The organism is Paraburkholderia sediminicola (assembly GCF_046027355.1).
GTDB classification, from domain to species: domain Bacteria; phylum Pseudomonadota; class Gammaproteobacteria; order Burkholderiales; family Burkholderiaceae; genus Paraburkholderia; species Paraburkholderia sediminicola_B.
Genome location: NZ_JAQQEK010000001.1, coordinates 241789 through 268170 on the forward strand (window position 1 = coordinate 241789; position 26382 = coordinate 268170).

At 62.3% G+C, this 26382-nt stretch carries 28 protein-coding genes and 1 pseudogene; 12 read left to right on the forward strand and 17 right to left on the reverse strand.

From position 1 onward, the window contains the following. Positions 1-3: 3 nt before the first annotated feature. From PQR42_RS01125 to PQR42_RS01145, 5 genes and pseudogenes are all read right to left on the reverse strand, one after another. Positions 4-734: pseudogene (locus PQR42_RS01125) on the reverse strand (IS6 family transposase). A 77-nt stretch (positions 735-811) separates the two neighbouring features. Further along, the gene (locus tag PQR42_RS01130; RefSeq protein ID WP_408209807.1) at positions 812-2044 is read right to left on the reverse strand and encodes an NAD(P)/FAD-dependent oxidoreductase; all 1233 of its coding nucleotides are present in this window, start codon (positions 2042-2044) and stop codon (positions 812-814) included. A 27-nt stretch (positions 2045-2071) separates the two neighbouring features. After that, positions 2072-2428, reverse strand: coding sequence for a RidA family protein (locus PQR42_RS01135; RefSeq protein WP_408384860.1), 357 nt, complete (start codon positions 2426-2428; stop codon positions 2072-2074). Between the two features lie 4 nt (positions 2429-2432). Then, entirely contained in the window at positions 2433-3959 is a 1527-nt protein-coding gene (locus PQR42_RS01140) for an amidase (RefSeq protein WP_408441650.1), read from the reverse strand. 15 nt (positions 3960-3974) lie between these two features. Continuing rightward, on the reverse strand, positions 3975-5261 hold the full coding sequence (locus PQR42_RS01145) for an MFS transporter (RefSeq protein WP_408384857.1): 1287 nt from the start codon (positions 5259-5261) through the stop codon (positions 3975-3977). 100 nt (positions 5262-5361) lie between these two features. Here PQR42_RS01145 and PQR42_RS01150 point away from each other — a divergent pair, with 100 nt between their 5' ends. Continuing rightward, positions 5362-6009, forward strand: a complete 648-nt coding sequence (locus PQR42_RS01150; RefSeq protein WP_408209542.1) for a helix-turn-helix domain-containing protein — start codon at positions 5362-5364, stop codon at positions 6007-6009. Here PQR42_RS01150 and PQR42_RS01155 read toward each other — a convergent pair. From PQR42_RS01155 to PQR42_RS01185, 7 genes are all read right to left on the reverse strand, one after another. Next, the gene (locus tag PQR42_RS01155; RefSeq protein WP_408384855.1) at positions 5936-6373 is read right to left on the reverse strand and encodes an Arm DNA-binding domain-containing protein; all 438 of its coding nucleotides are present in this window, start codon (positions 6371-6373) and stop codon (positions 5936-5938) included. The genes PQR42_RS01150 and PQR42_RS01155 overlap by 74 nt on opposite strands. Then, the gene (locus PQR42_RS01160; protein WP_408384853.1) at positions 6318-7406 is read right to left on the reverse strand and encodes a fatty acid desaturase; all 1089 of its coding nucleotides are present in this window, start codon (positions 7404-7406) and stop codon (positions 6318-6320) included. The genes PQR42_RS01155 and PQR42_RS01160 overlap by 56 nt, the downstream gene beginning before the upstream one ends. 151 nt (positions 7407-7557) lie before the next feature. Then, positions 7558-8346 (reverse strand): CDP-diacylglycerol diphosphatase, encoded by a 789-nt coding sequence (locus tag PQR42_RS01165; protein ID WP_408384851.1) that lies wholly within the window; start codon positions 8344-8346, stop codon positions 7558-7560. Positions 8347-8395: 49 nt separating this feature from the next. Continuing rightward, complete coding sequence (iaaH, locus tag PQR42_RS01170; protein ID WP_408384849.1) at positions 8396-9850, reverse strand: indoleacetamide hydrolase; 1455 nt, start codon at positions 9848-9850, stop codon at positions 8396-8398. After that, a complete protein-coding gene (locus tag PQR42_RS01175; protein WP_408384847.1) occupies positions 9831-10784 on the reverse strand; it encodes a ferritin-like domain-containing protein in 954 nt (317 codons plus the stop codon). The genes iaaH and PQR42_RS01175 overlap by 20 nt, the downstream gene beginning before the upstream one ends. Before the next feature lie 132 nt (positions 10785-10916). Continuing rightward, positions 10917-11132: a DUF6566 family protein gene (locus PQR42_RS01180; protein ID WP_012427561.1), complete on the reverse strand. Its 216-nt coding sequence runs from the start codon at positions 11130-11132 to the stop codon at positions 10917-10919. Positions 11133-11472: 340 nt separating this feature from the next. Continuing rightward, entirely contained in the window at positions 11473-12135 is a 663-nt protein-coding gene (locus PQR42_RS01185) for an NADPH-dependent FMN reductase (RefSeq protein ID WP_408209527.1), read from the reverse strand. A 460-nt stretch (positions 12136-12595) separates the two neighbouring features. Here PQR42_RS01185 and PQR42_RS01190 point away from each other — a divergent pair, with 460 nt between their 5' ends. Next, the gene (locus tag PQR42_RS01190; protein ID WP_408209524.1) at positions 12596-13267 is read left to right on the forward strand and encodes a J domain-containing protein; all 672 of its coding nucleotides are present in this window, start codon (positions 12596-12598) and stop codon (positions 13265-13267) included. Between the two features lie 4 nt (positions 13268-13271). Here PQR42_RS01190 and PQR42_RS01195 read toward each other — a convergent pair whose 3' ends face one another. After that, the gene (locus PQR42_RS01195) at positions 13272-13937 is read right to left on the reverse strand and encodes a gamma-glutamylcyclotransferase (protein ID WP_408384844.1); all 666 of its coding nucleotides are present in this window, start codon (positions 13935-13937) and stop codon (positions 13272-13274) included. A 429-nt stretch (positions 13938-14366) separates the two neighbouring features. Between PQR42_RS01195 and PQR42_RS01200 the strand changes: the two genes are divergently transcribed. Continuing rightward, positions 14367-14567 carry a hypothetical protein gene (locus tag PQR42_RS01200; RefSeq protein ID WP_408384842.1) on the forward strand — a complete coding sequence of 67 codons (201 nt, stop codon included), beginning with the start codon at positions 14367-14369 and terminating at the stop codon, positions 14565-14567. A gap of 240 nt (positions 14568-14807) precedes the next feature. Further along, a complete protein-coding gene (locus PQR42_RS01205; RefSeq protein WP_408384840.1) occupies positions 14808-15332 on the forward strand; it encodes an arsenate reductase/protein-tyrosine-phosphatase family protein in 525 nt (174 codons plus the stop codon). Between the two features lie 290 nt (positions 15333-15622). Here PQR42_RS01205 and PQR42_RS01210 read toward each other — a convergent pair whose 3' ends face one another. Then, positions 15623-15949: an H-NS family nucleoid-associated regulatory protein gene (locus PQR42_RS01210; protein WP_408209512.1), complete on the reverse strand. Its 327-nt coding sequence runs from the start codon at positions 15947-15949 to the stop codon at positions 15623-15625. 773 nt (positions 15950-16722) lie between these two features. On the opposite strand from PQR42_RS01210, the gene PQR42_RS01215 reads away from it, so the two are divergent. From PQR42_RS01215 to lhpH, 6 genes are all read left to right on the forward strand, one after another. Further along, a complete protein-coding gene (locus PQR42_RS01215; protein WP_408209509.1) occupies positions 16723-17040 on the forward strand; it encodes a hypothetical protein in 318 nt (105 codons plus the stop codon). A 426-nt stretch (positions 17041-17466) separates the two neighbouring features. Then, positions 17467-18714: an MFS transporter gene (locus PQR42_RS01220; protein ID WP_408209507.1), complete on the forward strand. Its 1248-nt coding sequence runs from the start codon at positions 17467-17469 to the stop codon at positions 18712-18714. A gap of 30 nt (positions 18715-18744) precedes the next feature. Next, positions 18745-19152 carry a lysozyme inhibitor LprI family protein gene (locus PQR42_RS01225; RefSeq protein WP_408493540.1) on the forward strand — a complete coding sequence of 136 codons (408 nt, stop codon included), beginning with the start codon at positions 18745-18747 and terminating at the stop codon, positions 19150-19152. Positions 19153-19344: 192 nt separating this feature from the next. Further along, on the forward strand, positions 19345-20055 hold the full coding sequence (locus PQR42_RS01230; protein WP_408384836.1) for a lysophospholipid acyltransferase family protein: 711 nt from the start codon (positions 19345-19347) through the stop codon (positions 20053-20055). A 125-nt stretch (positions 20056-20180) separates the two neighbouring features. Continuing rightward, positions 20181-21302 (forward strand): branched-chain amino acid ABC transporter substrate-binding protein, encoded by a 1122-nt coding sequence (locus PQR42_RS01235; RefSeq protein ID WP_408209500.1) that lies wholly within the window; start codon positions 20181-20183, stop codon positions 21300-21302. 33 nt (positions 21303-21335) lie between these two features. Continuing rightward, the gene (gene lhpH, locus PQR42_RS01240; protein ID WP_408209497.1) at positions 21336-22343 is read left to right on the forward strand and encodes a trans-3-hydroxy-L-proline dehydratase; all 1008 of its coding nucleotides are present in this window, start codon (positions 21336-21338) and stop codon (positions 22341-22343) included. A gap of 19 nt (positions 22344-22362) precedes the next feature. Here lhpH and PQR42_RS01245 read toward each other — a convergent pair whose 3' ends face one another. The 3 genes from PQR42_RS01245 to PQR42_RS01255 all read right to left on the reverse strand — a co-directional run bounded on the left by PQR42_RS01245 (position 22363) and on the right by PQR42_RS01255 (position 23812). After that, complete coding sequence (locus PQR42_RS01245; protein WP_408384834.1) at positions 22363-23061, reverse strand: SDR family NAD(P)-dependent oxidoreductase; 699 nt, start codon at positions 23059-23061, stop codon at positions 22363-22365. Positions 23062-23177: 116 nt separating this feature from the next. Continuing rightward, on the reverse strand, positions 23178-23387 hold the full coding sequence (locus PQR42_RS01250; RefSeq protein WP_408209492.1) for a hypothetical protein: 210 nt from the start codon (positions 23385-23387) through the stop codon (positions 23178-23180). A 284-nt stretch (positions 23388-23671) separates the two neighbouring features. Further along, positions 23672-23812, reverse strand: coding sequence for a hypothetical protein (locus tag PQR42_RS01255; protein ID WP_408209489.1), 141 nt, complete (start codon positions 23810-23812; stop codon positions 23672-23674). A 379-nt stretch (positions 23813-24191) separates the two neighbouring features. On the opposite strand from PQR42_RS01255, the gene PQR42_RS01260 reads away from it, so the two are divergent. Both PQR42_RS01260 and PQR42_RS01265 read left to right on the forward strand, forming a co-directional pair. Beyond that, complete coding sequence (locus tag PQR42_RS01260; protein ID WP_132377485.1) at positions 24192-24944, forward strand: SDR family NAD(P)-dependent oxidoreductase; 753 nt, start codon at positions 24192-24194, stop codon at positions 24942-24944. Positions 24945-25034: 90 nt separating this feature from the next. Further along, positions 25035-26363, forward strand: a complete 1329-nt coding sequence (locus PQR42_RS01265) for an MFS transporter (RefSeq protein WP_408493541.1) — start codon at positions 25035-25037, stop codon at positions 26361-26363. Positions 26364-26382: the final 19 nt, after the last annotated feature.

Consider the following 26382-nt stretch of genomic DNA (forward strand, 5'->3'; position numbering starts at 1 on the left):
TTTTCAGAAAGCAGACCGACCTTGGGTGATTTCGGTGAAACGATGCCACGCGTCAAGACGCTGAAGAGCTGTTTGCGATAGAGAGACGCGCGCAGCAAATGTCGCTTGAGCGCGAAGTGTTGCCGGATCGGTCCGAAGCTCGGGAGAAACGCCTGGATGCGCTTGGGGTCGCGAAATCCGCGCAAGCACCGCTCGCGTTCGCGTGTCGGCTGGTGACTCTGTTTTCTGCCGGTTGTTCAGTCGGGCTGCCGCTTTGACAAACACGTGCTTTATGCTCGCCAGCTCTGGAATCTCAGCTTTGGCGGCCGGATAGCTGCGCAGCTGATCGGTGATGATCTCGCGGGGCACTGGGCACGAGCGCAGCACACGCTTGAAGAAGCGCTTGGCCGCGGCCTTATCGCGCCGCTTTTGCAGCAGGATGTCGAGTTCGGTGCCGTGCTCGTCCACTGCGCGCCATAGCAGGTAAGGCTAGCCCCGCAACGTCACGAACATCTCGTCAAGGTGCCATGTGCCGCCTGCCTTGCGACGCGCCGCTTTCACCCGACGAGCAAAGCCTGCGCCAACTTATCGCACCAGCATCGGATCGTCTCGTAGGTCACGATCACGCCGCGCTCGAAAAGCAGTTCCTCGATGTCGCGCAGGCTCAACTGGAAGCGGAATTACCATCGAACAGCGCAGTTGATGACACCAGCCGGGAAACGGTAACCGTGATAGAGCGATTTCGATTTCTTCATCGCGCCATCTTATCCGACGGGTCACCCGACCTGACAACGCCGTCCGGAGTCCTCTGAAATCAACGCAGCGACGGCCGCTAAAACCGGTCCACCCTGAAGGGCCGGGTATCCACAAGGGTCTCCTCGCCGGTCATCATCTCCGCGATCAGCCGTCCTGTCACGGGACCGAGCGTCAGCCCGTGATGGGCATGACCAAACGCGAACCACAAATCCTTGTGGTCAACTGCTGCTCCGATGATCGGCATCATGTCGGGCGTACATGGGCGGCGGCCCATCCACGGTTCGGCGTCCAGACGCCCGGCCAGCGGGAACAGCGTGCGAGCGGTGGGCTCGACGGCGGCAAGCTGGGTGGGCGTCTTCGGTGCGTCGTGCCGCGCGATTTCGGCGCCTGTCGTCAATCGGATACCTTTGGCCATCGGCGCCAGCAGGTAACCGCGTTCGACATCGAGGACCGGATGATTCAGACGCGCGCCTGGCTGCGCGCCATAATGCATGTGATACCCGCGCTTGGTACCGAGCGGCAGGCGATAGCCCAGCCGCGAACTTAGTTGATCCGACCACGGGCCCAACGCGACCACCGCCGACGATGCCACGATGGTGCCCGCCGCTGTATCCACCTGCCAATGGTCGCGCAACGTATTCGCATCGCCGATGAAACAACGCCCGCCAATCCGCTGGAAGTATTTTGCGTAAGCTGTGACGAGCGCGTTCGGGTCACTGACGGAATCGGATGCCGTGTAGCGCAACGCGCCGATCAGGCTGCGGTCGAGATGGGGCTCCATCTGTTGCAGATTCGCCGCGTCGAGCGATTCGAATTCGACGCCGTATTCGCGATGCCACTGCTCAGCAAGCCGCGTTTCACTGTCGCGAACCGCTTCGGTGCGGAACACCTTCATCCAGCCGATCGGACGCAATAATGCGCTCGCGCCGGCATCGGTGGCTAACGCGCGGTGCTCGCTCACGCAATGTTCGATCAGCGTCGAATAGGACCTCGCGATCGCCGCATGCTTCACCGGATGAGAATTGCGCCAGTATTGCCACAGGAACGGTGCGGCCTTGAGCATGGCGTTGGCGTGATATCGAACCTCCGGCGACCGGTTGCGCGCGTATCGCATCAACGTGCCGAGTTCGCGCGGAAACGCATACGGATACACGCCCTCGCGCTGGATCAGCCCGGCGTTGCCAAACGATGTCTCGTTGCCAGGCAGCTTGCGGTCGACCAGCGCAACCCGGTGGCCGCGCTTCTGAAGATGGACGGCGATGCACACGCCGACGATGCCCGCGCCAAGTACGACGGTATCGAATTTCATCATGCTCATGAGCTCACAGACTGACGATTACGCCGACAGTGCCGTCACCGCGACTTCGACATCGCAACCCGGTTTCATCAGCAGCGCCTGGACGCAGGCGCGGGTCGGCGCATGGCCTGCAGGCACCCAGGCGTCCCACACCGCGTTGAATTCGGCGAAGTGCTTCGGATCGCTCAGCCAGATATTCGCCGACAGCAGCCGCGTACGGTCAACGCCTGCGGCTTCGAGCAGTGTGTCAATACGCGCGAGGACTTGGTTGGTCTGTTCCGTCACGGAGGCGTTGACCGTGTCGGGCACCTGACCGGCCAGATGCACCACGCCGTTGGCGATCACCACCTGGCTCATGCGCGCATTCGTTCGCAGGCGTTTGATTGGGTTTGACATGTGTTTAGACCGTTGAAATGCCGGTACCATTCGGGCCGGACTCGTTGAAGAGAGGCGGTGCCGTCACGATCGACTTCAGCGACGGATCAGCCTGCGTGAGCTTCGACAGATCGGGACGCGGCCGGCGCAAGACCGGCGATTGATCGAAGACCTGTTCCATGGCGTGCGCGACGGCGAGCGTCTTGCGATCGCCATGAAACGGGCCGACGATCTGCAAGCCGAACGGCATGCCCGCATGATCGACACCGCAGGGCAGCGACACGGCGGGATGCGTCGTGAGCGTGACGACGTAGGTCAGCGCGAGCCAGCGATAGTAGTTGTCCTGTTCGTGCCCGCTGATCTGCGCCGCGTATAACTGCTGCCAGGGAAACGGCGAAACCGGCGTGGTCGGCGAGAGAATCACGTCGTACTGTTCGAACGCGCTCTGAAAGCGTTTGAAGATGCGGGTCTGCTCGGCCTGTGCCCAGGCGCTGTCGGCGAGACTCATGCTCGCGCCCAGTTCGTAGTTTGCGCGCGTGTTCGGACCGAGCTGGTTCGGGTCGCGCGTATAGGCATCGTGCAGACCGGCGACGAAGCTCTCGGCGCGAATGACATCGAAGCAGCGGTGCACGTCGCCGAGATCGAAGTTCACCTGCTCGCACGAACGGAACGACGGCGCGATCAGCGCGATGCGTTCGCGGAACACCTTGCGGATGTCGTCGTCGACGTCGCAACTGCCGAAGTCTTCAGTCCAACCGACTCGCAGCGTGCCGAGGTCGATCTCGTCGGGCCGCGCGAAGCTCAGCGGATCGACGGCGAAGCTGAGTGGATCGCCCGCGGAGATGCCCGCGGTCGCGGCGAGCTGCAGGCAGGCCTCGGCGACGGTGCGGCCCAACGGCCCGACCACCGAGATCGGCGTCCAGCCGACCAGTTTGCGCGAATTCGGCACGAGGCCCGGCGTCGGTCGAAAGCCCACCACGCCGCATTTCGAAGCCGGAATCCGCAAGGACCCGCCGGTATCGGAGCCGGTGCAGACCGGCAGCATGTCGCACGCGAGCGCGGCGGCCGAACCGCCAGACGAGCCGCCGGCGTTCAGCGTGGTGTTGAATGGATTGCCCGTTGCGCCCCATACCGGATTGCGCGTATTGGCGCCCGCGCCGAGCTCCGGCACGTTGGTCTTCGCGGTGACGATCGCGCCGGCGGCGCGCAGGCGCTCCACCAGCACCACGTCTTGCGTGGGAACGTTGCCGCGCGACATGGGCGAGCCATAAGTCGTCAGCAGACCTGCTGTATTTTCGAGGTCTTTGACACCGACCGGCAAGCCGTGCAGCAAGCCGAGCGCTTCGCCGTCGAGTACCTGCTTTTCGGCGCGCTTCGCGGCTTCTCGCGCGGCCGGGAAGTCCGTCGCGGTCACTGCGTTGACTGCGGGATTGATCGCCTCGATACGCGCAATGCAGGCGTCGAGCAGTTCGACCGGCGAAATCTCTTTCGCACCGATCATCCGGCGCAGCTCAACGGCGCTGCGTCCAACCAGTTCATTGTCGTGACTCATTGCATCCTCGATTCATCAGGCGAGCGCTTCGCCCGTACGGTCCTTCAGCCAGATTACCGGCACCAGCGAGATGGCGCACGCGGTGGCCACATACCAGGCCGGCGCGAGCGGGTTGCCGGTTTGCGCGACCAGCCAGCTTGCGATGAACGGCGAGAAGCCGCCAAAGAACGATGCGCTCACTACGTAGGTCAACGCAATACCGGTTGCGCGGACATGCTTTGGAAAGAGTTCCGGGATCATCACGAGCACCGGCACGATCTGTCCCGCGACAAACACGGCGAGCACGGCCGATACGATGCACAGCGCGGTCATTGACGGATGCGCGCTGAGGAAGGCGAAGGCCGGATAGACGAGCAGCAGCATCACGACGCGCGAAATAATCAGCACGCGCTTGCGGCTGAAGCGGTCCGCGAGCATGCCCGCCAGCGGCGCCGCAGCGAACAACACGAGCGAGCTGACAATGCCCGACGTGACAGCAGCGGTGGAGGAGAGATGCAAGGTGCGCACCGCGTGGCTCGGCAGGAAAAACGCTGTGATGTAGACGGACACGGAGCCGCCCAGTTCGGCGAACGTGCCGAGTACGGTCAGATTCAGATGCGTGGTCAGCGCCGCTTTCAACGCGCCGCGCGGCGGCGCTTCGCCGGGCTTGCGCTCGGCGAGCGTTTCTTCGAGCCGCTTGCGGATCAGCATGCCGGCCGGAGCGGCGACGATGCCGAGCAGGAAGGGAATACGCCAGCCCCATTCGAGGATCGCCTGTTTGGGCAGCGTGGCGTTGATTAGCGTGGCCACGAGCGCGCCGAGCACGAGACCGGCGGCAGTGGCCGCGAAGTTCCAGCTGGCGAAGAAGGCGCGCGTGTTGTCGGTCGCATATTCGACCAGCAGGGTGGTGCCTGGGCCAAACTCGCCGCCTGCGGCGAAGCCCTGGATGAGGCGCGCGCTCAGCACGATCAACGGCGCGGCGAGTCCTGCAACGGCGTAGGTCGGCGCACAAGCGATCATCGCGCAACTCAGCGCCATCAACATGATGGTGAGGACCATCGCTTTCTTGCGGCCCGCGCGGTCCGCGTAAGCGCCGATCACGATGCCACCCAGGGGCCGCACCACGAAACCTACGCCGAATACGCCGATCGACAGCAGGAACTGATTGACCGGCGAAGCGCCCGGAAAGAACAACTGCCCGATCTGGATCGCGAAGAAACTGTAGATCGTGAAGTCGTAGAATTCGAGCGCCGTGCCGATCGTCGTGGCGGTGATAACGTGGGTTTTCGTCAGACCGGACTTACTCAGAGCAAGGGTAGACACGATAGGGTTCCCACAGGAAGGGTGGAATCGACGTGAGTTATCATATACGAGAAAAAATAAATTCTCGTATATGAGAAAATTTTCTGTGGAAGTGAGTGAGATGGCCAAAGCCGTGGTGGAAGATCAAGTCGGGGACACGCGCGAGGCGCCGCCCGCGCTTGACCACAAACTGGTGGGCGGGCATTTGCGACAGGCACGCAAGGCGCGCGGACTGACGCTGACGGAACTGTCGGAGCGTTCCGGCATTGCGGTGTCGACGATCTCGAAGGCCGAGCGCGGCGATATCGCGCTGACCTACGACAAGTTCGCGGCGCTTGCGCACTCGCTCGATCTGGAGTTCGATGCCATTTTCGGTCGGCGCCGAAAGCAGGCCGCCGGCGCGTTGAAACCGTCGTTTACGCCATCCGGCAAGCAGGAGATTTACGACACGCCGAATTACGAGTACGGCATGCTCGCCAACAATCTGACCGGCAAGCGCATGATGCCGATGCGCGCGCACATTCACGCGCGCGCCGTGTCGGACTTTCCTGAGTACATCCGGCATTCAGGCGAAGAATTCGTGTTCCTGTTGAGCGGCAAACTGGAATTGCGCTTCGAAAACAGCAAGTCGTTCAAACTGATGCCCGGCGACAGCCTGTATTTCGACAGTTCGGTGGGGCATGTCTATTTGAGTCTCAGCAAGGACGATGCGGAGGTGCTTGTGTGTTGCGTGGATACCGGCAATCATCGGCCCAATGGGGCAATTTGACTGCCACGAGTACGAGCAATCCAGCTATGTCAGCGACGACCCAGACAACATGTTGAACGTTATCTCTGAAGTTCTTGTTGTGTGTGATCGTCTGCAGTTGCAACTGCTGCTCATGGGCCTTGGGATGGATGCCGGACGCCACGGGCCTGGCCGCGTCGTTGCGACGTTGGCGGGCGTCACTTATAGACAGGTCAGGGAATCGCCCAAGCGTGTAGCTGCAATCCTTGCCATCCAGCCGGTAGTCAAATTTCCATACCTTCGAACCCGAGACCGACACCCGCAGATACATGGAGTCGCGGTCACGGATCTTATAGGGCTTGCCTTGCGGTTTGGCGTTCAACAGTAGCGGGTAGATCAGCTTCATGGAGTTTTCCTCGACGGACAACGACCATGAATTTCACGCGCAATTTACCCGCAAAACTGTCCGGAGCAGGCGGATTACTCTGGATCAAGTCAGATAGATCCCCATAAACCGGACTTGCAACCGGAGAGAACGCGTAAAGGTTCAACCATTCGCTGTAACCTTTTACCAGAAAGCCCCCTGAGCGCTCTATGTATTGCTGGCGGGACGTCTCATAGACATCCCGAAGTGCAAACCACGGCACATGAGGCAAGTCGTGATGAACCAGATGGTAGTTATTGTTCAGAAACAGCAACCGCCAGAACCACGCTGCTTCGTTGATAACGCTGCGATGCTCGTGTGCCTGCGCCGCGCGATGTTCCTGAAACGAGCGGATCGAACCCAACGACAGCGCTCCATAACCCGCGCCGACGACAAAGATCCACACCGGAATCCCGCACCCATGTTGCAGCCAGGCCGTGAGCGCGGCGAGTGCGGCGAAGTGCGCGAGCCACACCGGGACATCGCGCCAATCGCCGCGTCTGATTCGACGCAGCGCATCCATACCCGTTGCGGCAATGGCGAACGCCGGCCCGACCAGCAAGCGGCCGATAAACGTATTGCGGAAGGTCAGCAGTGCGCGAATCGCCCAACCCGCGCGTCGCCACACGAGCGCGCTGACGAAGTAGCTCTCGGGGTCGCGCTCGGAATGCGTCAGATGCGGATCGTCGTGATGCTGAAGATGTGAGTCGCGATAGATGCCATAGGGAAACCACACCGCGAGCGGCGCGAACCCAAGCAATGCGTTGACGAACGGCGAACGTGTGGGGTGGCCGTGCAGCAGTTCATGTTGCAAGGACATGTACCACGTGCCGAGCACGGCGAGCAGAAGCGCGGTGAGCGGCAAGCCGAGTTCGCGCGCATGCGTCGCCACGCCGAACCATCCTCCATAGATCGTCACGATCAGCGCCCAGGTCGGCCATTGCGTGCGCCAGGTCCAGCTTGTCGCCAGGCGGGCGAGTGTGTTGCGTTGTGTATCGTCGAGATAAATCGCCATGGACGGGATCGGTCGGAATGCAGGTTCAGACCGATCCTACGGACCCACGCGCGTTGCCAGAACCAATTTGTTCAGCAATGCATCTGCTCAAACGTGCATAGGCGGGCCAGCCTGGATGCCGGTGCGCCTTCCAGCCTTGCCGATCAGGCGCTCACGGCGTATCCGCCACGCGGCAGGCGTGATCCTGAAGACCTTCGGCCGAACCGCTGCCGTTGTTCACGTCGAGCCCGCTGTTCACGACCAGCCAGCCGTCCTTTTCCGCGGACGGCCCCGCGCCCGTCACGAGGATGGTTTGCCCGGCCATCGCCGCAGCGCCCTGATTGTCCCGCGCGACGATGCGAAACGGGTTGTCGGCCCCCTCAAGCGAGGTCACGCGCATGATGCGGTAGCGATTACCGTCGAGCGTCTCCCAGCGCCATTCGTCAGGCGAGTCCTTCGCGTGACGCGCGAGCGCCTCGCTGATGTCGCCGCGCATGCAATCGATATGGATATGCAACTGGTTTTGCGTGCGGCGATATTGCGAGTTGATTTCGAGGCTGAGTTGATTGTCGGGCAGCGAGCGCTTGAGCGACTTCTCGACGTAGGTCCGCGCATGCCAGGCGTCGACCCAGTAGTCCTGCGCATGCGGCGCGAGCACGAGCGGGCTTTCGATCCCGGTGATGCGGTCGGTCGGAATCAACAGATGCTGCGAGCGTCCGACAATATCCTTCAGGATAGCGTAGCGTTTGTTCAGATCGACGAACGTGCATTGGCCCGGCGTGCCGGTTGCCTGCTGCGACGGCACGCAGCGCAGATCGACGATTTTCCACAGCGCATTCGAGTCGACGGTGGTGAGCCGCGCGCATGCGCTGGCGGCCAACGCGATGGCTAACGCCGCGGCGATTCGCGCGCCGTGGCGCAAGAGGGCCCGCCGCGGGAGAGCGGGCATTGGTGTTTTCATCGGTGTTTTAGTCGAGTTTTTTAGGGGCGTTGTGAAAGTCGTCGCCGTATCACAGCACCGGTGCCGGCAACGTGCCAAGCAGCTGTTCGAACACAACGCCAATCGCAAGAAGACGTCGGTCTTCGCCGAGCGGGCCGTCCAGTTCGAGTCCCACTGGCAAGCCGCTTGCCGTCATGCCCGCCGGCAGCGAGAGCCCCGGAATGCCCGAGGTGCTGGCCGGATCGGTGTTGCGTAGAAAGGCGTCCATGGTGTCGATCGCTGCCGAACCGTCGATCGAGACCACGGACGAGCCGTTGATGTCGTCGATCGGCACGGCGGCGAGGCGCGTGGTCGGAAACAGCAGCGCGTCGAGGCGCTCATCGGCGAACGTCGCGGCCATGTACTGCTGCAAGCGCGGTCGCCAATGATTCAACGCGGCCTCGTAGCGGTCGCCGAGGACATCGCCGAGCACGCCGTCGTAGATTGCGCGCACGTCCGGGCTGGCAATGCGCGCCGCCAATTCGACGACGGTTTTGACGGGCGCGTCGTTGGCGACGAGCCAGGTCAGCACGTCCTCGAGCGGCTCATGGATCGCGATCGGGCTGCCCACCATGCCGTTCAGCTCGTCCAGCTCGCTCATCGCCACCGGCACGAACACCACACCAGCCGCTTCGAGCTGCTTCAACGCGGCCCGCGCGACGTCTTCCACCTGGCGCTCGAGTCCTTCCCAGAGCGGCGCGGGCAAGCCGATGCGCAAACCGTTCAACGCCACGGCCGGCAATGCACCGGCGCCGGTGATCACGCCGTCGAGCAGCGCGATATCGGCGACGGTGCGCGCCATCGGCCCGACGGTGTCGCGCGTATGGCTGATCGGCACCACGGCGTTCGGATCGTGATAGCGTCGTTCGGCGCCGCCGTTGCCGACCGAGGGACGAAACCCCGCCGTGCCCGTCAACGCGGCCGGAATACGGGTCGAGCCGCCGGTGTCGGTGCCCAGACCCGCGGGTACGATGCGCGCGGCAATCGCCGCCGCGGTGCCGCCCGACGAGCCACCCGGAATCAGCGAGGGATCGTAGGGATTGCGCACCGGGCCGGCATGCGTGGCGAGGTTCGTACTGGTGATGCCGAATGCCAGTTCGTGCATATTCGCCTTGCCGAGCACGATCGCGCCAGCGTCGATGAGGCGCTGCACCGAGGGCGCATTGGTCTTCGGCACAAAGCCTTCGAGCGCCGGTGTGCCCGCCGAAGTCTGCATGCCCGCCGTGTTGATGTTGTCCTTCACGACGATAGGCAAACCGGCGAGCGGCAAGCGGGCCCTGTCGGCCACGGGCAAGGCGTCGATGCGCCGCGCGGCGGCGAGCGCACCGTCGAGGTCGAGCGTGGTGAGCGCATTGAGACTCGAGAGCGCCGCCGCGCGCGCGAGCAAGGTGGCCACGTAGTCGGCGGCGTTCAGCCGGCCGGACTGGATCGCGGCGACGGCTTCTGTAGCGGTCAACGCGAGTTGTTCATCGACGGTCCATGTCATGGCCGGCGTCTCCTTGTCCTGATGGGGTTTCCCGGCGCGAGGGTTTGATGAAGCGCAGTGCGAGGCGGGCCAGCGTGGGCACCAGCCTGGGCCGCAGCAGTCTCGTATCGTAACCGCTCATGCGCCGGTCGTTTTCCGCGAGGCAGAGCGCGAACAGGTCGCGCGCGTTCATGGCTTCGCCAATGACGCCGCTGCTCGCGGGCAGAAAATTCGAATCGTGTGCCATGCCTTTAGCGTCGATACCTCGCGCGATCGCGAGGCGCTGCCAGACCAGCACCACCCAGATCGCGGCCACGCGCAGCGAATGCCACGGTCTGCGCCAAAGTGGCATGGTGCGCCGATACAACGCGACCCAGTTGATGAAAAACAGAATATGGCGCGCTTCTTCCTGAATCACCGGCTCGAAAGTCTCGACCAGCGCCTCCGGAAAAAATCCCGACTGCTGCGCCGAGCGGAATAGTCCGAACGCAAAGAAACTGTCGATGCATTCGCTATAGCCCGTGCGCATCCATTCCCGTTCGGCGTCGCGCGGCGGCGGATAGTCTGGCTCGGGCGCGATCTCGATGCCGTACGCGGCGATCAGCTTGGAAAGCACATGCTTGTGACGCGCTTCTTCGTCGCCGTCCATGGTGATGGCTTCGCGCAGCAGCGGATCGCTCAACTGCGCGGCATAGGTATCGACGGCGATCGACGCGCGGCCTTCGGTCTGCACCGCGATATCCCAGATCGGCAGCGAACACAGCCGCCCAAGTGCATCCGGCGGCAAGGCCGGCCATTCGATCACGGCGGGCTTATAAGGGTTGTGGGTTTCAAGCAGCATCCGGCAAAACATCTGCTGGTGCGCCTCGGAACCGATCTTCACGCGGGCGGGGCCGCGGAATGTCCAATGGCGTAAGGTGCGGTCTTCGGCAACATCTGTCAGTGTGTCGGACATGGCAGGCGTACAGAGGGCGAACTCGAAGTGTCGCCTATTCTGGCACAACCGTTCAAATTCCGATGCCGAGCGGCGCAAGCTGGCCGGCGCCGCTCCCAACGCAAAATGATGCAAATGACGCGATCGGTGATTTTACTGGTGGTTATCGATCCACATGCGTCCCCAGCGGAATGCGTAAGCCAGCGCGTGCTCTTCGTCGAAGAAGTAATCGAGCGCGTCGAATGAATAATGCTGGTCGTGATTCGCGGAAGTTTTCTCGATGGTCAGGTTGGCGGCGAACAGGCCGTTGGGCAGTTGTTGTGCGGCCGGTGCAACTTCGTAACCCTTGTAGCGAATATGTGCGTTCATGATTTTTTGGCAGTCGTTATGCCCCGCATGCGTTGCGAAAAGGCCGGCACGTCGGACGCAACCCGTAGCGTCACGCGGCCGGTAAATCAGCGGGCAGGATCAAGCCTAGGCCGCGCTGCGCAGCGGGTGAACCAATCTTTCGTCGTAAGCAAATCAGGAGGGAGGTGTACAGGAGCCCCGATCGGATCATATTCGCTGTGTTCAAACACACTATCCGGCGTTGCGGATCACGGGTCTGTTATGTGCCGCACGGTTCGCGCGAACGACCGCGCCGTGGGCCGCCCAGGCGGGTCCACGGAGTCGTGAGTCTTGTGGCGGAAAGGGGATGTAAAGCGGGGATTTAAACCGCGTGCAGGAGGCGCGCGGGTTGTGCTTCCTTGAGCGCGTTGCCGGCGAGCGGCGCGGCGTCCGGCGTGCGGTGCGCGTTGAACGCCAGCGCGAATTGCGCGGCCTGCTGGCCGACCGTGGCGAGCTGATCGACGACCTTTGCGTCGGAGCAGGTGTCGACGGTGTCGAAGCGCGTTTCCAGCGTGTTGATGCCGGCGCCGAACGGGGTCGGCCAGCCGCGCAACGCGTGGACGATCGAGCGCAACGACGTCAGCACCGAACCCGCGGCCTGCCAGCCATACGCCGTGACGATACAGCCAACCGCGCGGCCATCCAGATATGGGCGCTCGTCGGCGCGTAGTTCCTCGAGCGTGTCGAGCGCGTTCTTGACGAGACCGGACACGCCGCCGTGATAGCCGGGCGTGGCGATGATCAGCGCGTCCGCGTGGCGCACCGCCTCGATCAGCTCGAGTTGTTCGTCCGTGCGGTGAGCCTGTTCCGGGGCGTAGTGGGGCAGGCTATGCAGGAAAGTGCCGCCGAACAGGCGGGTGTTCGCGCCGGCCGCTTGGGCGCCGCGCAACGCGAAGCCGAGCGCGCGTTCAGTCGACGAGGCGGCGCGTGTCGTGCCGCCAATGCCGATGACGAGCGGCCGGCGATGATGATCGAAACTGGTCAACGAAATGCTCCTTCGGTAGCGGCTCACGATGCGCCGGCGCGGGGCTGCGCGCAGCGGACCGGGGCGAACCGGACTTTGAAGTGTCATCTTAATCAGCGCCGGGCGCCGCACGAAGCGACTTTTTGTTCTAACGATATAACCGCGCGGCGTGTTGCCGGCGCCGCGGCGCGCCCACCGTCGGCGTCGTGGCGCTCATGCCGCGTACGCTGCAATGCACTTGAGACCGCGCCGGATAAGCATATGGCGAAGCATTGTTTGGGGGCGCGATGACATGCGGCTATGATCGAATCGTCTCCTCCATGACACCTCCTTGACATGGGACTCGGCCCCGCCACGCCAGTGGCGGGGCCTTTTTTTATCCGCGGACTGAGAGGCCCGCGACCGGGCCACTTCACGATTAAGCCGTTTTCCGCATGTTACGATCGTCCGCGAAGCCAATCACGGCGAGGTCGAACAAGCAATGGCAACCCTTTATGACACCCTCGGCGTGCCCACGCACGCCACGGACGAAGAAATCAAGCGAGCCTACCGCAAGGCCGCGATGAAGTGGCATCCCGACCGCAATAGCGGCGCTGAAGAAGTGGCGCGCGCCACCTTCCAGGAAATCAAGGACGCGTACGCGATCCTCTCGGACGCCGCACAGCGCAAGGTGTACGACGCGGTCTACGCCGAGCAGATGCGTAGTTGGGAAGCGCAGCACGCACGCCAGCAGAAGGCGCAAGCCGAGCGCGAAGCGGCGGCGCGCGCTGCCGACGAAGCCGCGTATGCGGAGATGGTCTCGCTCGCCATGCGTTTCGCCGACGACGGTCACAATCGCGATGTGCTCTTTGGCGTGCTGCTTGGGCGTCAATGCGAGGCACGGCGAGCCGCGCAGATCGCGGACAGCGTGTCGGCGTTGCAGGCCTCGCGCCGCGAAGCGGCGAAGGCGGAGGCCGATGCCGCAGAGGCGTCTGAGGTGTCCGATGCTTCAACCCGGTCCGAGGCAAGCTCAGTGAAACAGGACACCGCCAGGCAGGGTTCGCAGGCCAGCCGCGCCCATTCGGGCAACCGGGAAGAACCCGCTGCCGAGACCCATCCGGCCGGCGTCCTGGAAGGTTTGTGGTTTCAGTTTCTCAACGGCTTGCGGTTTTGACGCATCACGCCGGCTGGCCGGCGATTCGCGTCAGTTCCGAGGCGAGTTCGTCGATATAAGGGTCGTTCAGGCCGCAGTCCGCGAGCGCGCTCTGCAGCTTGAACACGTACTCCGCGTTCGTGCCGAACAGCCCGGTCGCCACGGCCATCAACGGTGCGATCAGCGGCGCTCGCGCGTCGCCTTCGTATTGTGAATTCCCGTGGTCCGCCACGAAGGCGATAGCGAATAGTTCGGTGCCGTCCTCGAGCGTGAGCGGCGCCCACGTCGGACGATAGGCACCGGTCACCATCTCGCGAATCCAGAGAATGCGCAGTTCTTCTTCGAGCGTCTCGCCGCACAGGCGCAACGCGACGCCTTGCGTGCTGCCGCCTTGTTCGAGCGAAAGCATGCGGCCTGGCTGCTGCGGCGTGCCGCGTCCGGCGATCATGCGGATGCAGAAGCTGCGATGCCAGCCGTGCAGGGTCGCGATGCGGCGGCTGTCGAAGTCCGAGATCGGATTCCACATCAGCGAGCCGTAGGCGAAGACCCAGACATCGCCGGTGTCCGGACGCTGCTGCATGGTGTGCGCGAGCGACGCGTCGATCTGCGCCTGCGTCCACAGCATTTCCTTGGGCAGCGACTCAAAACTTTCGAGGTAGGCGCCCGAGCTAATGGCGTTTCTGTTCAGCATCCCGTGATTTCCGTCGTGGTGTGGCGTGGCGCGTCGCTCGTCCGGTCGGCATGACGTACGCGCAAAAACTCTCAAGCTCAGTATGAAGGCGGGACTGGCCGCGATAAATCCGTCTGGGGGAAATAGTGCGTCGCTGTCAGCAGCACAATCGGCGGGCGCACACGCCGCATGGCCTGGCGGCGAGCCGCAATGCGAGACCACCGAATCGGCAGCCGTGTGACGAATGACGCCCTGGCCGGTAGACGATAGAGGTAGACCGAATTGATATAGAGAGTGGCCTTTAGCGTTCGAATTTGCACTTCTAGAATCAATGACACGTCCGCGACAGTGGTCGCTCGAACGCCGCCGTGAAGAGCGACGCCTGCTCATTGCCACGCGGTCCTGCTTCGTTTGACTTTCACGCAGTCAATCCCGAGAGGCACGACGGCCATGTTCACTTTCATCGTTGTAGTTGCGGTGGCGGCGTTTGTTCCGTACGTCGCGGCACCCGGCATTGCCAATGGCGTCAAGGCGATCAACACGCCGCCCGCGGCCATGATGTTCGATACTTCGCCGGCAGCGGCGTCCAACGGAAGCGACGCGGCCAACCGGATCCTCTCCGACCGGCGCGAGAGTGACGCTTCTGTCTGAAGCGCTCGATTCCGGCTTGCCCTCTGCTGAAGGCTGAATGAAAGCTCGACGCTTGCGCTGGTAGACTTCCGCGCAAGCGCGACGCCCGTTGCCCGATGCCCGTTGCCCGCGAGCGAGCGACCCCTGGTACAAATTCTCGTGGCGCAACAAATTTGAACATCGTAGTGTCACGAGGGCGCAAGACTGAGCCGGCAGAATTGCACACAGAATCAAACAAAAAAACACGGGTACGGGGTAAGCGTGACCAGAAAATATAAGGTGCTGTTTCTCTGTCGAGAGAATTCAGCACGTAGCATCATTGCCGAAGCTTTGTTGCGGGAACTGGCGGGACACCGGTTCGACGCGTTCAGCGCGGGGCCGGAACCGGCCGCGCGAGTCCATCCATGCGCGGTCGCGCAATTGCGGCCCGGCATCTCGGACCTCGGCATTCTCAGCCCAAAAAGCTGGCTGGAATTCACCGGCGAATGGGCGCCGCGCATGGACCTCGTCGTCGCGCTGGACGAATCCGCCGACGCACACCACGCGCCCGCGTTTCCTGGCGAGCCAGCGTCGTGCGCCTGGAGCTTCGCCGATCCGCTCTCCGACGACATCGCCGACTCCGAGCGCGCGCGTCTATTCGAAAAGGTGTTCTGGCAAATCGTGCGGCAGATGAGCGCGTTTATCGAACTCCCGCAATATGCGACGCCGGCCAGCGCTGCGGCGACGGCGGCCGCGATCCCCGCTTTGAGCGCCTCGCCGCAGCGCGTCACGACGTGTGACGCTTGAACACCTGGCGCAGGCGCTGCCTCAGTCTCAATCTCAGTCGGGCCTGAGGCGAAACGCCGGCAAAAGTCACTGCGCGCGCAATTGCGCTGCTTTGTCGGGATATACAGAGGGCACAGGCGTCTGGATGTAAATGACAAAGGGGGGCAAGGCGGGTCAAGCGCACGCGACAGCGCATCACATGCGTGCGTGGCACGGGTACATGCGTGCTTGCGAATCTGCCGAACAGGCGATTTCCCAAGGAGGAAGTGCGGGGTGATTTCCTTACGCTAGCGGGTGAATGTTGCGGCGGTCTATCGGTTGTTCGAACGTGCGAGCGGACTTCCGGCGAACGGGTCGTTCTGCCAGTCCACGCGTTTTTTCGGCTGCGGAGCAGGCGCCGGCGTGGCCGACAATTCAAAGTGGTCAATGGATTGACCTGCGCTGATTGCCTGTTTCAGCCACTGGGGCATCTCGCCCTTGCCGTCCCAGCTATCTCCAGTTGCGCTACGGTAGCGTTCAGCCTTTTGCGCGGCCGGCTCGGATGCCAGCACTGCAGCAAGGTCTTCTGGTTTGATGCCAAACTCTTCCATGCGATGGCGGAGATACGCAATCATGCTATCTCGCTTCCTTTCGTCCATAAGATATTCGTCCTTCTAAAACGTCTGGCGTTCTGTCAATTACAGATTGCAAGGGAAATCCGCGAAAGCATCGACCCATATAAATGGGGACGGCCCGCGGTGTGGTTATCGATTGAAGGAAATTCCAAAGGCAGCATTTAAAAACATCGCACCATTTATCGCGGCGCAGCAATTAGCCGACCCGGCCGCCTATCAAATTCAGGGATGTCGATCAGTGAATATTCAAGCGCTTCGCCGCGCGGCAAGGAAGGCAGCGTACGACTGACGCTAAGCCTCATGCCCACAAGGGAAAAAACGGTATTGACGATGCACTGATTGCGGCAGGCCGGTTTCATCTCCACGCTCCGTCTCTCGCCGGTACTTCGCGCGGGGCCGATTATTGACGTTATGTCAGCATCATAACGCACTGTGCGGCCAACGCACGTACCGGTTTGGATGATTTTGTGCAAAACCCTTCTATCGAACTACTCCGGCTGCGGCAGACCGGACCGGGTGTTCCGCGATTGAATTCCTGAGTGGCCGAGCTATAAAGAAAACAGCGGAGCCAAAATCCGTGCTTCCAGCCTGCGGCGACTGATTCCGGCCAGCCGCGAGAACGCGTCCGACATCGGTTGCAGGTCTGGCAACTCATTACTCGTTTAGTTCGATGACTCGCCGCGGCAGTTGGCATCGGCATCGACTCGTCCGTCTGCCCATTGGGCAACCTGGCTTTTTTTCGCGGATCAATTCTTTGGAGGACGAGAACTGCTGCGCCGGATTCAAGGAGTCTGGACATGAAACTACGATTATGGATGGCGCTGGCCAGCGCCGTGCTCCTACTGGCGCCGAAAACAGCGGCCGCGCTGGACATTGAGGGCCAGCAGGGCGCCGGCATGTCGGGCCGCGCGCTGATGCAACAGAACGCGAACGAATCGGCACAAGCGACGACCGACATGTCGTTCAGCGAATCGGGACAGGGCATGCCCGGCGCCCAGCCGGTGCGGAACGTGTCCTACGGAGGCGTGGCCACGGGGCAATCGGAAGCGGGAGGCCGGCAAAGCCAGCCCTGCATGTCTTCCGGGCCGCAATGCAGAATCTATTTTGGTCAATGACCGATCTGTCTTTGGGAATGCGGTGCGCGATTGCGAGCACCGCTTCCCGTCAGCCGCCGTTATGCGAGCGCCATGGAATGTAGCGGATGATCGGTGCGCTCGGCGAAACGACCCATCAAGTGACGCTCACGCTTCGCTACGCCCTGCCGCGTCATTCCCGCGCAGGGAGCCAGGCGCGCAATCCATGCCAATAACCCCACGCTTGACTGCAATTTTCCGGAGTCGTCAGCGAGCGATTTAATACGATGTTATGGTGTGGTCCATTCGGGTTTTCACCCGCTGATTGTCCAGACTGCAATCGCGTTACTTCCGGCAAGCAGGCCAATATGGCCTGCTTTTTTAATCGTGCCGGGCGGTCTGCGAATGGATTAGCGCGGTGCGGCCGCTCCAATCCCACCCGTTGTTAAGAGACTCGCAAACAATATTATGTTGATCGAAGACAATCTGCCCGCGAGCACGGCCTCGCTGGACGATGGCGCGTCGTCGTCCCTGCGTTCCTGGTTGGCTGTCATGGCTGTCGCCATCGGCGCTTTCGCTTTCGTGACGACGGAGTTTTTGCCGGTCGGACTGTTGCCGCGCGTCGCCGCGGATCTGGGCGTGTTGCCCGGCACGGCCGGCCTGATGGTCACCGTCCCCGGCGTCATCGCGGCCATTTCTGCGCCGGGTCTGATGCTGGTGGCGGGGCGCATGGATCGCCGGCGGGTCTTTCTTTTGCTGACGGCTTTGCTGCTGGCGTCGAATCTGATTTCCGCGTTTGCGCCGAATTTTCTCTGCATGCTGCTCGGGCGCGCGCTGCTCGGCGCCGCGCTGGGCGGGTTCTGGACCTTGGCCACGGCGGCCTCGGGACGTCTCGTGAAGCCAAAGGATTCGGCGCGCGCCATGGCGACGATCCTCACCGGCGTGACGTGCGCCACGGTGATCGGCGTGCCCCTCGGCACGTTCATCGCGAGCTTCGCATCGTGGCGCGTGTCGTTCATGGCGACCGGCGTGCTGGTGGCGGTCGCGCTGGTCGCGCAGTTCTTCTTCGTGCCGTCCTTGCCGTCGACCGCCGCGCTGCGTCTGCGTGATCTGGTGGCACTGCTGCGCCGGCCGCATCCGCGCCGAAGCATGCTGATGGTGGCGCTCGTTTTCGGCGCGCATTTTTCCTCGTACACGTACATCACGCCTTTCCTGCTGCACAACGCGAATCTGGACATGTCGACCATCACGTGGCTGCTGCTTGGCTTCGGCATTATCGGGTTCTTCTCGAACTTCGCGGTTTCATCGACGGTGACGCGCAACCTGAAAGTGTCGGTCGGCGCGATGGTTTCGCTGTTGATGTTCGCACTGGTGTTGCTGCCGCTGCTGCAGCATTCGACGCTCGGCGTCGTGGCGTTGGTGCTTGCGTGGGGCATTTCCTTCGGCGCGTTGCCGCTGTGTTTCAGCATCTGGATTCAGCGCGCCACGCCGGATTCGCCCGAGGCCGGCTCGGCACTGTTCGTGAGCATCATTCAGGTGGCAATTGCGTTGGGGTCGCTGGTGGGCGGTGTGGTGGTCGACCATGTGGGGATTTCCGCCGACTTTCTGCTCGGTAGCGGCCTCGCGTTGCTGGGGCTCGCCGCGCTGGCGAGCTTCGGCCGCAGCGAGCAGAAGGTCGCCGCTGAAGCGGTGGCTTGCCCGGCGTGTACGGAATAATTGTTGGGTATCGGTCCAGCAGTTCGGACCATGCTCACGATAATTCAACTCGAACGCGAAAGAGTGATGAATCGACAACGCGATCAAGGCATCAAACGACACTTGCAATGGGTGCTGTTGGCATTGGCCACGCTCAGTTCCGCTTCCGCATTCGCTGCCAGCTTCGACTGCGGCCGGGCACGATTGCCGGACGAAAAGGCTGTCTGCGCATCACGGCAACTGAGCGAGATGGACGTCGAAATGTCCGTGCGCTACCAGATGCTGACGGGCCTGGTTGCCATGGGCGCGCGGGGCAATATGCAGGACGAGCAGCAGGCGTGGCTGAAGTCCAGAAAGGCATGTGGCGGTAAGCAGTCGTGTCTGCTCGATGCATACCGGCGGCGCATTGGGACGCTCAATGACGAATATGCCAGACTCGCGAGCCGTGGGCCGTTCTGAGTGCGCCGGGCGTCTCCCAGAAACGGATGCGGGATAAAGAGCTGCGAAGGCGACTCGAATTCAATCCATCAGTGAGCAGCGGGAGCGTCCGGCGCGCGTTTCCGCGCGCGCGACCGAACGTATCACTCACGTCGGAGTCTCAACGCGTTACCATGAAATCCTTCCGCCGCTTATCATCCGATTCAGGTCCCGATGCGCTCAACTTTCACCAAATGGCTTTTTATCGTCTACCTTCTCGGTAGCGGCACGCTGTATTCAATTCTCATCCTGCTTCTCTTTCCGTTCGTCGGACGCGCTGGGCGATACTGGCTCGCCAAGCAGTGGTGTCGTGCGCTGGTTTTCATCATGCGTTGGCTACCCGGCGTTTCATGTTCGGTGGACGGGCTCGACAACCTTCCGGACGGTCCTGCGATCATCCTTTGCCGTCACGAATCCACTTGGGAAACCCTCGCGTTTCTCGCGCTGTTTCCGCGCCGCATCAGTTTCGTGTTCAAGGAAGATCTACTGCGCATCCCGTTCTTCGGCTGGGTGTTGCGTGGTCTCGATATGGTCAGCCTGAACCGTGGCTCCGCCCGACAGGCTCACCAGGCTGTGACGAAGGAAAGCGCGGAGAGGCTGGCCAAGGGCGATGTCGTCGTGATTTTCCCGGAGGGCACCCGGGTGGCGCACGATGCGCCGTTGCGGATGACGTCGGGCGGCGTTCGATTGGCGTGCGCGACCGGCGTGCCGGCTGTGCCCGTGGTGTTGAACGCGGGCAAGGTCTGGCCGACCAAAGGCTGGCCCGATGGCCGCGGGCACATTCGCGTGGTGGTCGGACCGCCGTTGTCTCCGCAGGACATGACGCAGCAGGAATTGAGTCACGCGGTCCACGAGTGGATGAAAAACGAACTACTACGGCTTTGACGATTTTCGAGCCCGTACGCGATGTCGCGGGTCATCCGCAGAGCCGGAGCCTGGCGTACCGCTCGATTGAACTGGAACCCAATTGAGCATAAGGTGACTGCTCCCAAGTCCAATCGGAGTCCGGTATGCGATGTCTTGCAATGACTGCGGCCGCATTGATGGCCGCTGGTTTCACCTTGTCCGCGAGTGCCCAGCTTGCCGTCACCATCGGTCATTCGGCACCCCTCACCGGTCCGCAGGCGCCGAACGGCAAGGACAACGAGAACGGAGCGCGGCTCGCCATCGACGAGCTGAACAAGGCGGGCGTCACCGTCGCGGGTCAGAAGGTCACCTTTAAACTGGACTCGCAAGACGATCAGGCGGACCCGAAAATCGGCGTGCAGGTTGCGCAGAAGCTGGTGGACAGCGGCGTGGTCGCCGTGGTCGGACCGTATAACTCGGGCGTGGCGATTCCCGCCTCGCGCGTCTACAACACTGGAAATGTGCCGATGCTGCCGGTCGCATCGAACCCGGCGCTGACGAAGCAGGGCTTCAAGAACATCTTCCGGATCGGCGCGAGCGACGAGCAGCTGGGCGGCACGATGGGGCAGTTCGCCGCGAAGACGTTGAAGGCCAAAACGGCCGCTGTCATCGACGATCGCACCGCGTACGGTCAAGGTGTCGCCGAGCAGTTCGTGAAGGTCGCCAAGGCGAACGGGATTCAGATCGTGGCTCAGGAGTTCACCAGTTCGTCGGCGACCGACTTCCTCGGTATTCTGACCACCATCAAGGCCAAAAATCCCGACGTGATTTTCTTCGGCGGGTACGCGTCGCAGGGGGCGCCGATGGCCAAACAGATGCGCCAACGCGGACTCAGGGCGAAGCTGCTCGGCGGCGACGGCATCTGCTCGGCTGACATGGGCAAGGTCGCGGGCGACGCGGCATCGATCGTCTATTGCGCGCAGGGCGGCATTGCGCTGGAGAAGACAGCGGCCGGCCGCGAATTCCTGCAAAAGTACAAGGCAGCCTACAACATCGATACGCAGGTCTATGCCGTGAGCTATTACGACGGCGTCAAGTTGCTAGCCGACGCGATGGTAAAGGCGGGAACGACAACAGACAAAGCCAAGCTGACCGCGCAACTCGCGAAGGAAAACTATAAGGGCGTCGCGGGCACCTATTCGTTCGACGAGTTCGGCGACCTGAAGGGCGCGCCGACGACCGTGTACATCATCAAGAACGGCTTGCCGGCCCCTTACGGACAGTAACGGCAAGCGACCCATTGACTTCATGAAGCAAACATGAAAATTTCACGCACTATCCAGACTGTTGAAGTTCACACCGGCGGCGAGGCATTCCGCATTGTCACCAGCGGTTTGCCGCGTCTGCCCGGCGACACGATCGTCAAGCGGCGCGCATGGCTGAAGGAAAACGCCGACGATATCCGCCGGGCTTTGATGTTCGAACCGCGTGGGCATGCCGATATGTACGGCGGGTATCTGACGGAACCGGTCAGCCCCAATGCCGACTTCGGCATCATCTTCCTTCACAATGAAGGGTATAGCGACCATTGCGGCCACGGTGTCATCGCGTTGTCGACGGCGGCGGTCGAACTGGGTTGGGTTCAGCGTGAGATACCCGAAACGCGCGTGGGTATCGACGCGCCGTGCGGGTTCATCGAAGCATTCGTGAAGTGGGATGGCGAGCACGCCGGCAACGTTCGCTTCGTCAACGTGCCGTCGTTTATCTGGAAGCAGGACGTGACCGTCGAGACGCCGTCGTTCGGTTCGGTGACGGGCGATATCGCGTTCGGCGGCGCGTTCTACTTTTACACCGATGGCGAGCCGCATGGTCTCGCGGTGCGGGAGTCGTCGGTGGAAGAACTCATCCGCTTCGGTGCTGAAGTCAAGCAGGCGGCCAACAAGGCGTTTCCTGTCGAGCATCCCTACATCCCCGAGATCAACCACATCTACGGCACCATCATTGCGAATGCGCCGCGGCATGCGGATTCGACGCAAGCGAACTGTTGTGTGTTCGCCGACCGTGAGGTGGACCGTTCACCGACCGGCTCCGGAACCGGAGGCCGGGTCGCGCAGCTTTATTTGCGAGGGAAGCTGGGCAAGGACGACACCCTGGTGAACGAGTCCATTATTGGCACCGTGTTCAAAGGGCGCGTTCTGAGCGAGACGACGGTGGGTGATTTCAAGGCCGTCATTCCGGAAGTCGAAGGCAACGCTTTTGTCTGCGGCTTCGCGACCTGGATTGTCGATGAACGGGATCCGCTCACCTACGGATTCCTGGTTCGATAGTTCCGACGAACAACGAAGCCTAGAACCGCTCGACCCACGGTCGCAGTTCGACTTCCCACGTCCACGCGCTGCGATGCTGGCGATGAATGTGAAGGTATTCCCTTGCAATCGCATCGGGGTCCAGCCATTTGTCGTCCGCGTCGCCGTCTTCCGGACCTCTCGCGCTACTGGCGATGCCGCCGTCGATCACGAAATGCGCAACGTGAATGTTCTTCGGCGCAAGCTCGCGCGCCATGCTTTGGGCCATGCCTCGTAGCGCGAATTTACCCATGGCGAAGGGCGTCGAGCCGGGCAGTCCTTTCACGCTGGCCGTTGCGCCGGTCAGCAGTACCGTGCCGTGGCGGCGCGCCAGCATGCGCACCGCCGCGGCCTGGGCGACAAGAAAGCCGCCGAAGGCGGTCACCTTGAAGGCGTCTTCGAGCTTCTGTGGTTCGATGGCTTCAACTGGCGCGCGATAGCGGCCGCTTGCGTTGTAGACCACGAGATCGGGGACGCCGAATGCTTTTTCCACACGTTCAAAGAGTGCTGTGACCTGGTCCGCTTGACTGGCGTCGCAACTCACGGGCAGGGCGCCCGTCTCATCGACCAGGTCCGTCAGTTTGCTGGTATCGCGGGCGGCGAGCGCGACCTGCATGCCCTCCGCCGAAAGCAGGCGTGCGAGGGAGGCGCTCAGGCCCTTGCCCGCGCCGACAATCAATGCAGTCTCGGTTCGACTCATGGTTCCTCCGGAATCAACAGGGAAGCGCTGCGGCGTGTGTGTGCCGCGGCATGCCTTGCTGATTGTAGGCGTTCACCGTGAATTGCACCGAGGTGGCGAATGGCGGCGTCGCTTGCCTACTGAGAGGCTTCGATTACGCTCCAGATCCGTTCGTCCGAGTCGCCCGTGAATTGTCTGGCGATCACGGCCCGGCATTTATCGCAGCGATAGTGCTCGAGGACGAGCGTGCCGTTGCACTCCGCGACACCGATGAGCGTGAGGTTGTCCTGCCGTTGCACATCGACTGGCAGGCCGTCGATGTCGGAGCATCCATCGCAGACTTCCATGGCGCCTCCTGACGTTCGCATCCATCATTCGAAATAAGCCCGCGTGTGGCGGGCGAAGACTGATGCACCCGGAGACATCGCGGGCCGAATCAGTATCCGGCCCGATGGAGCGGTTGTGCAAGTGCAAAAAAATAAAGAAAAAGGGGTTGGATTGGCCCGTCCTTCCGAGGTTTAAGCGCGATTGCGCTGCACTAGCATGGACTAGTGGGCGTGCATGCGCTGCCGCAGGAATAGGGCGTCGCCCTGGCAACGGTGACGGAGGCACAGACGCTTGATGAAGCGATCTACATCTTCGAGTCGACCCAGATACGCCCCCAAACGGTTGCATAGCTGATTGCCTGTTCGTGGTCGTAGAAGAAGTCCAGCGAGTTGAACGCTTGCGGAGGGCGTCCGGGTTCTTCGATGACCAGGTCCGCCGAGTGCAAACCATCGCCTGTAGGCGTCGTACTCGCACGCAGACCGAATCCCCGATGAAAACTGACTCTGCTGGCCGGTATATTCAGCTGGATTTGCATTCGATTTTTTTGGGCAACAACAGCCCGCTCTCTCTCAGTGGCGCGATTGTCGCGTCAATATGTGAAGTTTCAATGACGGGGAGGGGCGGTTTACTACCAGGGTTTGCCTCGCGCTCCTCGATCCACTTTTGTTATCACCCCCTCCAATACTCGAATTGTTAGCGCATCGCAGCGCTCGTATATTGGCTGAACCGTCAGCACAAGCAGCACCAGCAGCACTGACAGCACAACCAGCCGGCATACAACAACACAAAGGCACGCCGCTCAGGCCTGCCACAGGAGCAAAGCGATGAATCGAATCGATCTGGAGGGGCGCGTAGTCGCCATTACCGGCGGCGCGCGTGGCATCGGCTACGCGGTGGCGCAACGGGCGCTGAACTCGGGCGCCTCGGTCGCGCTATGGGACGTGGACGCGGACCGCCTCGCGCGCAGCCAGCGCGAGCTCAGCGAACTGGGCAAAGTCACGGCCGTCACCGTCGAACTCACGCAGGAAGCCGCCGTCGCGCAGGCCGTGGCGCAAACCGTCGCCGATCACGGCGCGATCGACGTGCTGATCAATTGCGCCGGCATCACTGGCGGCAACGGCGCCACGTGGGAACTGGAGCCCGACGTCTGGCGCCGCGTGATCGACGTGAACCTGATCGGCCCATATCTCACCTGCCGCGCGGTCGTGCCGCAAATGCTCAAGCAGGGCTATGGCCGGATCGTCAATATCGCGTCGGTGGCCGGCAAGGAAGGCAACCCGAACGCCTCGCACTACAGCGCCTCCAAGGCAGGGCTCATCGGCTTGACCAAATCGCTCGGTAAAGAGCTCGCGACGAAGAACATTCTCGTCAACGCCGTCACGCCGGCCGCAGCCAAAACCGAGATCTTCGATTCGATGTCGCAGCAACACATCGACTACATGCTCTCGAAGATTCCCATGAACCGTTTCCTGTTGCCGGAAGAAGCGGCGTCGCTGATTCTGTGGCTCTCGTCCGAGGACTGCGCGTTCAGCACCGGGTCGGTATTCGACTTGTCAGGCGGTCGCGCAACGTACTGAGGCGCCGCGGCATCACGCGATGCCTGACCTCGGTAGCGGAACACAAGAAAACGCAGAGCCGCCACGCGCGCGCTCTGTGAAGGAGACGATATGGAAGCGCATGCGCCCGTTTCACTCGAAGCGATCAACAGCAAGGTAATGCGCCGGCTGCTGCCGTTTCTGCTGTTGATGTACGTGCTGGCGTTTCTCGATCGCGCCAATATCGGGTTCGCGCAGAAGGCCTTGCAGCACGACACGGGTTTGTCCAATGCAGCGTTTGCCTTCGGTGCGGGCGTGTTTTTCGTCGGCTATGCGTTGTTCGAGGTGCCGAGCAATCTTCTGTTGCATCGGGTCGGCGCGCGCGTGTGGATGTGCCGGATCATGGTGACGTGGGGGCTTGTATCGGCGGCCATGTGCCTCGCTCATACGCCGACGGCGTTCTACACGCTGCGGTTTCTGCTCGGCGTCGCGGAGGCCGGTTTCTTTCCCGGCGTGATCTATTACCTCACGCACTGGTTTCCGCAATCGTTCCGGGCGCGCGCGGTGGGCGTGTTCTATTTCGGCGCGCCGCTGGCGTTTATTTTCGGCAGCCCGTTGTCGGGCTCGCTACTCGAATTGCACGGTGCACTTGGCCTGACCGGCTGGCAATGGCTCTTTCTGGTGGAGGGCGCGCTGGCTTCGGTGGTGGGCGTGTGGGCCTTCTGGTATCTCGACAATCGTCCCGAAGACGCGCGTTGGCTCGAACCGCAAGAGCGTGCCAGCTTGCGCGCGGCTCTCGACGACGACGCGCTGCTTGCGTCCGCGCACGGCCCGCATCGCATTCTCGCGGCGCTGGTGGATCGTCGCGTGTTGCTGCTGTCGGCGATCTATCTGTTGATCCAGATGAGCGTGTACGGCGTGATCTTCTATTTGCCGCAACAGGTGGCCGCATTCCTTGGCACGACGGTCGGTTTGCGTGTGGGACTCGTCGCCGCGTTGCCGTGGTTGTGCGCATTGGCCGTGACCTGGTATGTGCCGCTGCGCGCGGATCGCACTGGTGAGCATCGGCGTTGGGCGGTGGCGTTGCTGATTGTCGCGGGACTCGGGATCGGTGTGTCGGGACTCGTGCATAGCCCGTTGCTCGGCCTGCTCGCGCTGTGTTGCGCGGCGAGCGGTTTCATCGCGGCGCAGCCGCTCTTCTGGACCTTTCCCACGCGTTACCTCACGGGAGCCGCCGCGGCGGGCGGCATCGCGTTGATCAATTCGCTCGGCGGACTCGGCGGCTTCATTGCGCCGAGCTTGCGCACCGCGGCGGAACGTGCATTTTCGTCGACGTCGGCGGGACTGGTTGTGCTGGGCGTGTCGAGTCTGCTCGCCGCGCTGCTGATCGGCACGCTGTTGCGCCGCGATCCCGCCCAGCCGCACACGACTTTCGAAACCTTACTGCATCGCGCCCGCTAGGCGCTCGCTCGACGCACTC